The sequence below is a fragment of the Stackebrandtia sp. genome (genome assembly GCF_035643755.1).
Lineage (GTDB): Bacteria > Actinomycetota > Actinomycetes > Mycobacteriales > Micromonosporaceae > Stackebrandtia.
In genome coordinates, this window is sequence record NZ_DASQPW010000035.1 from 1 (window position 1) to 10709 (window position 10709).

The 10709-nt window shown below is 69.0% G+C and carries 13 protein-coding genes and 1 pseudogene; 7 read left to right on the plus strand and 7 right to left on the minus strand.

Annotated elements, in window-relative coordinates:
- Nucleotides 1-845 (plus strand): ATP-binding cassette domain-containing protein (locus VE172_RS02770; RefSeq protein WP_324796827.1); only part of this gene is annotated, 845 nt, incomplete at its 5' end.
- Nucleotides 846-852: 7 nt separating this feature from the next.
- Here the strand turns inward: VE172_RS02770 and VE172_RS02775 are convergent.
- From VE172_RS02775 to VE172_RS02805, 6 genes and pseudogenes are all read right to left on the minus strand, one after another.
- A complete protein-coding gene (locus tag VE172_RS02775; RefSeq protein WP_324796829.1) occupies nucleotides 853-1572 on the minus strand; it encodes a DinB family protein in 720 nt (239 codons plus the stop codon).
- Nucleotides 1573-1589: 17 nt separating this feature from the next.
- A pseudogene (locus VE172_RS25340) lies at nucleotides 1590-2443 on the minus strand (DUF3626 domain-containing protein).
- Nucleotides 2444-2460: 17 nt separating this feature from the next.
- Nucleotides 2461-2730 (minus strand): chorismate mutase, encoded by a 270-nt coding sequence (locus tag VE172_RS25640; protein ID WP_414715055.1) that lies wholly within the window; start codon nucleotides 2728-2730, stop codon nucleotides 2461-2463.
- Between the two features lie 291 nt (nucleotides 2731-3021).
- Nucleotides 3022-4107: a thioester domain-containing protein gene (locus VE172_RS02795; protein ID WP_324796840.1), complete on the minus strand. Its 1086-nt coding sequence runs from the start codon at nucleotides 4105-4107 to the stop codon at nucleotides 3022-3024.
- Nucleotides 4108-4275: 168 nt separating this feature from the next.
- A complete protein-coding gene (locus VE172_RS02800) occupies nucleotides 4276-4929 on the minus strand; it encodes a response regulator transcription factor (protein WP_324796842.1) in 654 nt (217 codons plus the stop codon).
- Between the two features lie 4 nt (nucleotides 4930-4933).
- Nucleotides 4934-6160: a PspC domain-containing protein gene (locus VE172_RS02805; RefSeq protein ID WP_324796844.1), complete on the minus strand. Its 1227-nt coding sequence runs from the start codon at nucleotides 6158-6160 to the stop codon at nucleotides 4934-4936.
- Nucleotides 6161-6317: 157 nt separating this feature from the next.
- On the opposite strand from VE172_RS02805, the gene VE172_RS02810 reads away from it, so the two are divergent.
- Genes VE172_RS02810 through VE172_RS02820 form a run of 3 tightly spaced genes read left to right on the plus strand, consistent with a single transcriptional unit; the run spans nucleotide 6318 to nucleotide 8153 of the window.
- Nucleotides 6318-7538 (plus strand): PspC domain-containing protein, encoded by a 1221-nt coding sequence (locus VE172_RS02810; RefSeq protein WP_324796846.1) that lies wholly within the window; start codon nucleotides 6318-6320, stop codon nucleotides 7536-7538.
- Nucleotides 7535-7750, plus strand: coding sequence for a hypothetical protein (locus VE172_RS02815; protein ID WP_324796849.1), 216 nt, complete (start codon nucleotides 7535-7537; stop codon nucleotides 7748-7750). The genes VE172_RS02810 and VE172_RS02815 overlap by 4 nt, the downstream gene beginning before the upstream one ends.
- Nucleotides 7751-7799: 49 nt before the next feature.
- A complete protein-coding gene (locus VE172_RS02820) occupies nucleotides 7800-8153 on the plus strand; it encodes a hypothetical protein (RefSeq protein WP_324796852.1) in 354 nt (117 codons plus the stop codon).
- Nucleotides 8154-8264: 111 nt separating this feature from the next.
- Here VE172_RS02820 and VE172_RS02825 read toward each other — a convergent pair whose 3' ends face one another.
- Entirely contained in the window at nucleotides 8265-9194 is a 930-nt protein-coding gene (locus VE172_RS02825) for a hypothetical protein (RefSeq protein ID WP_324796855.1), read from the minus strand.
- A 222-nt stretch (nucleotides 9195-9416) separates the two neighbouring features.
- Between VE172_RS02825 and VE172_RS02830 the strand changes: the two genes are divergently transcribed.
- The 3 genes from VE172_RS02830 to VE172_RS02840 form a co-directional block, all read left to right on the plus strand.
- Complete coding sequence (locus VE172_RS02830; protein WP_324796857.1) at nucleotides 9417-9686, plus strand: hypothetical protein; 270 nt, start codon at nucleotides 9417-9419, stop codon at nucleotides 9684-9686.
- Nucleotides 9687-9690: 4 nt separating this feature from the next.
- A complete protein-coding gene (locus VE172_RS02835) occupies nucleotides 9691-10053 on the plus strand; it encodes a hypothetical protein (protein ID WP_324796859.1) in 363 nt (120 codons plus the stop codon).
- Nucleotides 10050-10709: hypothetical protein (locus VE172_RS02840; RefSeq protein WP_324796862.1), on the plus strand; the 660-nt coding region annotated here is incomplete at its 3' end. The genes VE172_RS02835 and VE172_RS02840, both read left to right, overlap by 4 nt.

The following is a 10709-nucleotide window of genomic DNA, read 5'->3' on the forward strand; positions in this document are numbered from 1 at the left end:
ATCTGACCTGGCATCTGGGCCCCGGCGACCGCATCGGCCTGGTGGGGGTCAACGGCTCGGGCAAGACCTCCCTGCTGCGCGCCCTGGTCGGCGCCACCCGGGACGAGAGCCCCGCCCGCGGCCGCGTCAAGGTCGGCAAGACGGTGCGGCTGGCGTACCTCTCCCAGGAGGTCGCCGAGCTCGACCCCACCTGGCGGGTGCTCGAGGCGGTGCAGCGGGTCCGTGAACACGTCGACCTCGGCAAGAACCGCTCCCTGTCGGCCTCACAGCTGTGCGAACAGTTCGGCTTCGCGGGCACCAAGCAGTGGACGCCCGTGGGCGATCTGTCCGGTGGGGAGCGCCGCCGCCTGCAACTGTTGCGGCTGTTGATGGACGAACCCAACGTCCTGTTGATGGACGAACCCACCAACGACCTCGACATCGAGACATTGACCCAGCTAGAGGACCTTTTGGACGGTTGGCCCGGCTCGATGATCGTGGTCAGCCACGACCGCTACTTCATCGAACGCACCACCGACACCGTCCACGCCCTGCTCGGCGACCGCACCCTGCGCATGCTGCCCGGCGGCATCGACGAGTATCTGCGGCGCCGCCGCGACGCCGACGACGCGACGCCCGCCGCCCGCCGCCGCACCGGCGGCGACAGCCGCGCCGCCCAGAAGGAGGTCGCCCGCATCGAGCGCCAACTCGATCGCTTGGCGTCCAAGGAGAAGGAACTCCACGCGGCGATGGCGACCCACGCCACCGACGCCGACAAGCTCGCCCAGCTCACCGACGAGCTCACCGCGGTCGGCACCCAACAGGCCGACCTGGAGGAACGCTGGATGGAGTTGGCGGAGGACTGAACCGCGGCTAACCGTCCAGTTTGGCGAGATCGCGCTCGGCGTACAGGCGGTGTTCCCACTCCTCGTTGAGGACGATACGCAGGCACCGCGAGAGCGGGAAGTTCTCCAGGCGGGGCCAGCCCGGCTCGGTGCGGGTGACCCGGGAGTCGAGCTGTTGGCGCGTCAGGGATTCCAGGACGCCGCCGACCATGGCCTGGCGCTGTCGCCGCACGGCGAGCACCTCGTCCAGCGAGGGCCGAACCTCGCGGTCCCAGGGGACCCCGTCCCACCCGGACGCCTCGTCCCACGGCAGATCCCAGGGATGCCAGGGCGACGGGTCGCCCAACACCATGCGACCCACCCATACCGCGCTGGCGAAGTTGAGGTGGCGCAGCGTCTCGATGAACGACCATTCGCCGTCGACGCCGCGATGCAGCGCCGCCGGGTCGAGTCTCGCCGCGCGGGCCACGGTGCCGTCCCACAGCCGCCGAAGGATCCCCCACGCCTCGCGGAACCCTTCGGGGTCGGTGGGACGCATCCGGGCGCGCTCGGGCATCCGGCGGTCGAGCTCGGCCTCGACCAGGGGCCCGATGTCGACGCCGTTGACGGTGACGTTCGTCAGCCTGCCGCTGACGTGGACGTTGGCGAACTCGGCGCCCCGCACCCGGATGTCGTGGAAATCGGTGCCGCGCACGTCGATGTCGGCGAAGGTCGCCTCGCGGATCTCTTGGTTGTGATGGTCGGTCATGGCGCTCACCCTAGACGTCAGGTGCGATACGGCCGGGCCGAACCGAATCGCGCGACGTAGTGCCACACCCGCTTCAGCGCCTGCGGGTCGTGTCGGCCCGATCGGTGGGCGTCGCCGATCACGCGGGCGTCCAGCCAGCCGTCCACCGCGATGCGCTCCCCCAGGGCGACGAATTCGCCGCCGCGGTATTCGGGGTGGCGGCGTAGCTCCGCTGTGGACAGACGGTGCCCGTGGTGCCATTCCACAGGGCAGGGCAGTTCTCGCGCCGCGGACTCCACAGTGGTGCCGCGGTGGCACGGGTCCAGCACCAGCGCCTCGACGTCGCGGTCCAGTCGCACCGGGCCGTGGACCTGGGCCTCGATGTAGTCGTCCAGCGGGTCGTGGTCGTCCGCCTCGGCCAGCGGGATCAGCGACATCCGTTCGGCCACACCGAAGTCCGTGGGTTCGAACACGCTGTCGGGATAGCAGAACGTGGTGCGCGGCAGGGTCTCGGGGCGGAGGCGAAGGTGGGCGGAGCCGAAGCGCGCCGCCGCGCCGCAGGGCGGGAGCGGAAGTTCAGGGCCCCGTAGACGGGGCGTTCGTGGGCGGGGGCGTCGTCGTAGGCGCGATCGAAGATGCGGCTCTCCCAGCGCCAGCGGTCCCCGCCGGGGTGGGCGGTGAGGCCGCCGTTGCTGGTGCCCGTGACGAATTGCGAGCGGTAGATCCCCTCGGCGGCAAGGGCTTCGAGGATGGAGGATCCCCGGTTCGCGGCGCGGTCGGGGTGAAAGTTCAGCGTGACGCGCAGCGCGGGCGCCAGGGCGGTGCCCGACGACAGCGCGGCCACGTGCCGCACCGCGCGTCGCTGTCGAGGCGAGGTCGTGTCGGAGGACATGGGCGCCGGCGGGTTCGCTACAGCGGGCCGCGGCCCGCGCGCAGCAGCAACAGGGCCAGCTGGGTGCCGTCCTCGCCCAGGGCCTCGCGGAAGCGTTCGCAGATCTGGCGCTCCCGGGACAGCACCAGCCGGGTGCCGCCCGAGGCCATCCGCCTTCGCCCCACCTCCTTGGACACCTGTGAGCGTTCCTGCCACAGGCGGATGATCTCCTCGTCGATGGAGTTGATGCGGTCCCGCAGCTCGCTGATGTCGGTGTCGGCGGCGGGGGTGATGGTGTCGGTGGTCATGTCCGGTGCTCCTGTCGAGTTTCGCGGTGTGTGCCGTGCGGTGGACCCGCGGCCCGGACATGAAAAACGCCCCGGGCCGATGCCCGAGGCGGTAGGTCTTTGTGGCTCAGCGCGACCTACGGCCCGGACAACCGGTGCCGTAGTAGCCATAAAATCGCGCGTTGCTGCTCACGTCGGCAAGTATGCCACAGCATCGCCGCAGCGCAAACATGACGAGGGGCGCCTCCCGCGATGCGGGAGGCGCCCCGGCGCGATTGTTCAACCCCCTACGGGTCGATCGTTCGCGGAGTCTTACTTGGCGTCGCCCCAGGTGGCGGCGACCTTGCGACGGCGCAGCACCACGATGGCGGCGGCACCGGCCAGCAGCAGACCCAGGCCGACGAGGGCCGAGTTGGTCAGCGACATACCGGTGACCGGCAGGGTGTCGCCGTTCTCCAGCTCGAAGGAGACGTTCTTGCTCACCTGGCCGGGGATGGCCTTGGCAAGGATCAGCTTCTGGGGCTGGTCGTGCTTGACGTCCTTCGACGCCGCGGGCGTACCAGTGCCCAGGAAGACCGAGCCGGTCTGCTGCACGACGTCACTGGTCATGGTCATGGTGACCGAGTCGGTTCCGTCGTCGGGAAGCAGCCAGAACTTCTCGCCCGGCTTGACGCTCTTGATTTCCTTGTCGTTGGCGTCAACGGCCTTGGCGCCCTTGACGTCCAGCTTGGTCTCGCCAGGAGCGTTGACCTTGAACGGGCCGCCACGGGTCGAGGTGTCGAACTTCTTCGGGCCGTCGAGGGTGATCTCGTTGCTGGGCTCGGGCATCTTGGTGGCGTTCTTGGTCAAGTACGAGTACTCGGCCGCCACAACGCCGTTCACGGCGTCGCCTTCGTCCGTGGCCTTGTCGGTGTTCAGGACGAAGTCGTCCGTGAAGCTCCACACCGAGGTCTGCGTCGCGGTGTACGCGGCCTGGTCGAGGGTCTTCTCGTCGAGGCCGGAGGCGTCAGCGCCCGCGGCCTTGGCCAGGTCGGCGCCGCTCTTGGTCGGGTACGCGTTGTTCAGCACCCAGTTGACCTTGTCCAGGTTGGCCACGTTGGAGTTGTCCCACGTGCCTTCCTGGTAGAGCTGCGTCACGTCCAGGGGGTGGTGGATGTCGATGCAGTACGCCAACGCGGCGTCGCCGCCGGCCTTCGGGGTCAGGCTCATGATGCCCGCCTCGACTCGGCTGACGGAACTGTTGTCGGCTCCATTGACCATCCAGCCCGGTCCCGCCGTAACGGTGACCTGGGTTGGGCCGTCTTTCGGGTCGTCGGCGAAGGCGGTGCCGCCCATTCCGAGACCCATGGCGCCGGCGGCCGTGAGGGCAAGGCCCGCCCGCATCCAGGATTTCTTCATATTGTGTGTCCCTCCCGGGGGAACTTTTTGTGGTGGGGGAAATACTTCCGAGGAACACACGTTAGCGGATCGAATACGGTTGCGGGAGGGGGCAATCTTTAATGGTCCGTTTTGCCGGGAATGGACGATATGACAGATCGCCCCGACTTCCGTTGCGGCACTTGCGAATTAAACAATCCTTCTATCTGCCGCCCACCGCGACAGTTCGTATCTGTTGGACATTTGCAGCTTTCTCAGCACATTGGACACGTGCGTTTCCACGGTCTTTATCGAAATGTATAGTTCGCGTGCTATTTCCTTGTACGCATATCCGCGCGCCAGCAGCCGCAACACTTCTCGTTCCCTATTGGTGAGTTGATCCAGTTCGGGATCGGTGGCCGGGGCCTGGGACTTGGAGGCGAAGGCGTCCAACACGAATCCGGCCAGCCGCGGCGAGAAGACCGCGTCCCCGTCGGCGACCCGACGGATCGCTTCCACCAGTTCGGAAGCCGCGATGGTCTTGGTGACGTATCCCCTCGCGCCGGCGCGGATCAGCCCGATGACGTCCTCGGCGGCGTCCGAAACCGACAGCGCCAGGAACCTCACGTCGGGACGGCTGGCCCGCACCCGTTCCAGCACGGCCCGGCCGCCGCCCTCCGGCATGTGGACGTCGAGCAGCACCACGTCGGGCAGCTGCGCCTCGATCGCCGCCACCGCCTCGGAAACCGTGCCCGCCTCGCCGACCACGTCGACGGCGTCGCCCAGCTCGGAGCGCACTCCGGCGCGGAACATGGCGTGATCGTCCACTAGGTACACACGCAGCTTGGTGTCGGCGTCATTCACGATGTCACTCCTGTTCCTCGCGCGGCATGGACAGCCGCACCTCGGTGCCCTCGCCGACGGTACTGCGTACCTCGGCGGTGCCGCCGTGGCGCCGCATTCTATCCATGATGGAGCCTCGGATGCCGTGCCGGTCGTCGTCGATGGCCTCGGGGTCGAAGCCGCTGCCCCGGTCGCGGACGAAGACGCTGATCAGGGAGGGCTCCACCTCGGCGTACAGCGACAGCTGGGCCACACCCGCGTGCTTGGCCGCGTTCACCATGGCCTCGCGGGACGCCGCCACCAGCGCGGCCAGGTGCGGGTCCATGTCGCAGTCGCCCACCACCACCGCGTCCACGGTCAGGGCGAAGGAGTCCTCGATCTCGGCGGCGGCGGCCTCCAGGGCGGCGCCGAGCTTCTCGGCCGCGGCGGCCGTCGGCTTGTACAGCCAGTTGCGCAGCGCGCGTTCCTGCCCGCGCGCCAGCCGGGTCACCTCGCGGGAATCGCCCGCGCGGCGCTGGATCAGCGCCAGGGTGTGCAGCACCTGGTCGTGCACCATGGCGGCGATGTCGGCGCGCTCGGCCTCGCGGGTCCGCGCCTCGCGCTCGGTGCGCAGCTGCGTGATGGTGCGCCAGGCCAGCGGCCCGAAGACCACGCCCACGCCCGCCAGCGCGATCACCGTGAACACGACGCTGGAGATGATGGTGCTGTAGTTCTGATCGGTGAGCCCCAGGAAGATCACCATCGAGCCGACGACGCCGACGCACACCAGCGCGCCCCCGCCGCCCAGCCGCAGCACGGCGTTCCAGCCGCCCGACGAGCCCACCAGGGAGTGGCGCCAGTCGGATTCCGGCTTCACCAGGTGCCAGATCACCCCGGCACCCAGCGCCACCACCGCCAGCACCCACCCGAACAGCAGCCCCGGCCCGCCCCAGCCCAGGGTCATGGTGAAGATGAAGACGCCCAGCCCCAGCACCGCGAACACCGGCCACTGTTGACGGTCGCGCCAGGGGCGGTCGCCGCGCTCGCTGGGCAGCACCGCCCACAGCGCCACGTACAGCAGCGCCCCGAGGCCGTCGAACAGCGGGGTGGCGAGAAGGAGGAACACCAGCCGCACGTACAGCGGCTTGACGCTGAGGTGCTCGGCGACGCCGCGTGCCACCCCGGTGAGCAGGCGCCCGGCGCTGCGTCGCCGCAGCGGCGCGCGGCGCGCGGGGCGTGGGGTCGCGGTGGTCTGCGCGGTATCGATGGTCATACCTCTTCTACTCGGATGGACTACTTGATCGTCACACGGTGCGAGCGGCTTGACCAGGCTTCGCACCCCTGAGGCCACCCGGAGATTCCACGGCTCAGGGTCAAATCAGGGGTGCCGACCGATGCGGCGGCGGCGATTCCTTGGCAGGATCAATGCCATGAGCTTGCGGGACGATGACGCGACGGAGCCGGTGACCGGCGGCTGGGCCGCGCGCTATCGGCTGATCCGCCCCAGCGAGCGCCGGATCGCCGGGGTGTGCGGCGCGATCGGGCGCGCCACCGGAACCGACCCGCTGCTGTGGCAGGTCGTGATGGCGGTCCTCATCGTCTTCGCCGGGGCGGGTCTGGCGCTGTACGTCGCGGGCTGGCTGCTCTTTCCGTCCGAAGGGGACGAAGCCTCGGCGATTGAGTCGGTGTTCACGTCCAGGAAGTCCAGCATGTCCGTCGTCACCACCCTCCTGATGACGGTGGGGGCGGTGGCGTTGGGCTGCATCGCGGCCATCGCCACCGACGGCTCGCCGTTCCTGATGTTCGCGGGGCTGATCGTGGCGATGGTGCTGCTGGCCCGCCGCCGCGCCCACACACCCCCGGCGCCCGCGGCACCCGAGCCGCCGCCGCGCCCCGTCTCCGGCTACCAGGCGCCGTTCGCTCCCGGCGGCCCTTTCGCCCGCGGCGACGCCACCGTCGACTACTCGGCGCCGCTGTCGCCGACCCGCCAACTGGACGCCGGATCGCCGCCCCCACCCGCCGAACCGGCGCGTCCCCAACCCCGGCCCCGTAACCGTTCCGCGCTCGGGGTGGTCGTCTTCAGCCTCATCGTCATCGAGCTGTCGACGGCCGCCACGATCGGCATGCTGGGCGGCGCGGTCTCGCTGGGAAGCGCGCTGGCCGTGGCCGTGGTGCTGTGCGGGATCGGCCTGTTGACGGGCGCCTGGTGGGGGCGGGCCCGCGGCCTGATCCTGCTGGGCGGCGTCCTGGCGCTGGCGCTGTGCGCCGGAACGATCTTCGCCGTCAACGGTCCGGCCGTGCCGTTCTCCGTCGACACGACGACCGTCACCGACGCCGACGCGATCCCGTCGCGGGTCTCGTCGATCTGCGGAAGCAGCTATGTGGACCTGAGCGGGGTCTCCTTTCCTGACGACGAAACCTCGCGCATCTCGCTCAACGCCTGGAACGCCGACGTGACGATCAAGCTCCCGAAGGACGTGGACCTCGCCGTGGACCTCGAACAGCAGCGCAGCCGGGTCACCCTGGACTCGCGCGGATTCGGCAGCTCGCACGTCACGGGCACCGTGTCGACCGGCGCGGACGGCTCCGGCGGCGGCAAGCTGATCGTGTCGGGAAAGGTGGAAAGCGGCCAACTGGAGGTGGAGCGATGAACCGGCATGTCACCGACACCCTGTCGCTGGTGGCGGGTCTGGTGTTCGTCACGTTCGGCGGCGTGTGGCTGCTGGACGACGTGGTGACGCTGTCGACCGACGCGATCGCGATGATCTTCGCGGGGGTGTTCCTGCTGGCCGGGCTCGTGGGCCTGGTGCGCGCGATGCGGCGCCCGCGTTCGGACGACTCCGCCGAAGTCGAGCGACGCTGACGATCTTGCGGCAGGATCACCGGTATCCACAACGGATACGGGAGGGATCATGCACGTACTCGCACGAACGGCCGTGGTCGCGACGCTCGCGATGGTGGCCCTGGCGGTGCCGGCGGCCGCGGCGGCGCAACCGCCGGCCCAGGCGTCGATTCAGCTGCCGCACCGGGTTCACGCCGGACAGGACATCGACGTGTCGATCCGGTGCGCCGCCACGGACACCCGGGCGCGGCTGAGGATCCGGGGTCTCGGGGTGGCGGTGGCGACCTCGGTGTCGCTGCGCGACGGCCGCGCCGACTTCTCGCATCGGCTTCCGCGCCATGTGTTCCCGGGCCGCTACTCGGTGACCGTCACCTGCGCGCCCAGTGAGGTTTCCTCAACGACGAATGTGCAGGTCAGCTGGTAGGCCGATACCTGATGTAATCGGTGAACCACGGTCCGATACGATCAATCGGCATTGGAACCGTCGTTCCTTTCCTTTGGGGGTAACGCCCTGGGCCCTCGTGGCCCAGGGCGTTCATTTGTTCTCGGCCGGGCGTTCCTCGGTGTCGGAGTCCTCGGTGTCGGCGGGCCACACCGTCATCTCGACGCTCCCGGCCAGCTTGAGCCTTCCGGCCGCCGAGCCCGGGGGCTGGAGCGTGAAGTCGCTGAGCCTCAACAGGCGCAGGCCGTCGGGAACCGAGCTCACCAGGTACCAGTTGTCCGCCTCGTCGGTGTAGACCCAGCCGGGCAGCGCCTCGGACGGCACCGCCGGGTCCGGGCGGTCGGTGGCCGTGGAGGCGCCCGGAGGAAGGTAGGGCTCAAGTGACGCGGCGGAACCGCTTCGCGTTGCGGGGGCGGAAGACTCGGGCGTCGTAGTATGAACTTCGTCAACGTAGGAACCGGGCGGCGGCCCGGCGGCAACCTCAGGCGGAGCGGTAGGTGACTCAGGTGGCGGCGACCCCGGCGGTGTCGCGTACGTCGACACCACGCCCGGATACGGCTGCCCGTAGGCGATCTCGTCGGCGGTCGGCCGCGGCGTCACGTGGACTGGCGACCCCGTCGCCACGGAGGGTTGCGTGCCCGGCCGTGACATGGCAGTCTGTGGTTCTCCACTCATGGGGGACGGTGAATTGATTAGTGCTGATAGTTCGATCTTGCTGGCGAGCTTCACCGCCGCCCAGGCGGTCAGTCCCAGCACGATCAACGCCGCCACCGCGATGATGGCCACCCACGCGAACACATTGTCCACTGGGGCCATGGAGGCGGCGAGCCCCGCCGCCGCGACGCAGAACACCACCCCGAGCCCGACGCCGATGCGCGCCGGGGTGAGGCCGAGCTTGGGGCGCTCGGCCGAGGGCCATTTCGCCGCCGCCTTCGCCGAGCCCAGCGCGGTCGCCGCCAGTCCGGCGAGCACCAGGCCCGCCACGGCCAAGGCCGAAGCGGCGATGATGATGCGCGGCTCCATCAAAGTGCCTTCCTGTGGTGCCACCAGAACACCGACGCACCACATGATGTCATCGGCGCCCGCACGCCGTCCAGTTTCCCTCGACCGCCATCCGTCCGAACGCGAGTGTGGCTTTTCGACACGCCCGGCCAAACCCGTCGGATGCCCATGTGAAACTGATTGTCATTGTGTGGCACCGCGAGGTGAGATTTTCGTGTTTGCTGAGCGTATGAAGGACCAGGCATGAGAGAAATACCGTATTTGATCGCGAGTCAGACCGCGGAGATCAACACCCAGGGAATCATCAGCTTCTTCCTGTCGAAGATAGCGCCGATCCTGCTGGCCGTGCTGGGGATCATCTTCATCGCGCGCGCCAACAAGGGAGAGGTGTCGCGGGTGTTGACGTCCTCCACGATCGCCATCGTCGGTCTGGCCTTCATCGCCGGCGCCGTGACACTGGTGTTGGTGGGCAAGGGTCTGGTCGACGTGCTGTTCTCCGGCGGAGGCAACTGACCAGATGAAGCTGCGCACCGACGACGACATCTACCGAGCGAGGCTGTTGTATCTGGGTCCGCCCGGATACACCTTCCCGGTGCATTTGCCGTACGCCCAGTACGGCGTCTTCGCGGCGCTGCTCGCCCTCTACATGTTCATCCACTGGATGTTCACGTTCACAGTGGACATCTTCCCCGCCTGGGAGATCGCGCTGGCCATGGTCAGCACGTCCCTGATCTTCCGCTATGTCGACCCCGACCGTCCCGCCCGGACCGTGATCCGGACGGTGCTGACCGACTGGCGACGCACCCGCGAACCGGGTACCGAGCAACGCGACCGCAGGCTGTCGGCCAGCCGCATCCGGATTCGGGAGGAGCTGATATGACGTCCACCCCCCAGGAGCCTCGACCGGACGACGAGGTGGAGGCGACGTCACGCCCGCTCGCGGTCTTCAAGGCCCCCAAGGCCGACGCCGGCGACGCCACGACCGCGATCGCCGACGCCCTGTTCGGGGGCGACGCGGCGTCGACCGATGTTCACCCGTCGGACACGCGACACGCGGACTCACCTGCGGAAAATCCCGAGTCCGCAACGGACTCTCCACAGGATTCTCCACAGGCGGAGGCGGATTCTCCCCAGGGTTATCCACAGGACAATCCACAGGTAGCGGCCGATTCTCCACAGGATGAGGGGGGTTTTCCACAGGACGACCCGAGTTATCCACAGGACGGGGGTTCGGGGCCGTCCGCCGACGCCGACGGTTATCCACAGACAGCGAACGGTTCTCCACATAGCGATTCGGGCGGATCGCCGTCCCGGCGCCGGATCCAGGACATCGACGTGTCCGAGCCCGTGCCCGAGAATCCCTTCGCCGAGGCGGAGGCGCGGGTGCTGGCCCAGATCAGCGCGCGGCAGCAGGCGCAGCGGCTCGCCGCCGAGCAGCAGATCGGTCCGCAGCCGCCGCCCGACCCGCCGACCACCCAGCTGCGTCCGCGCCAGTCGCCGCGCGAGCGCCGCGGCCGCCGCACCTCCAACCCGTTC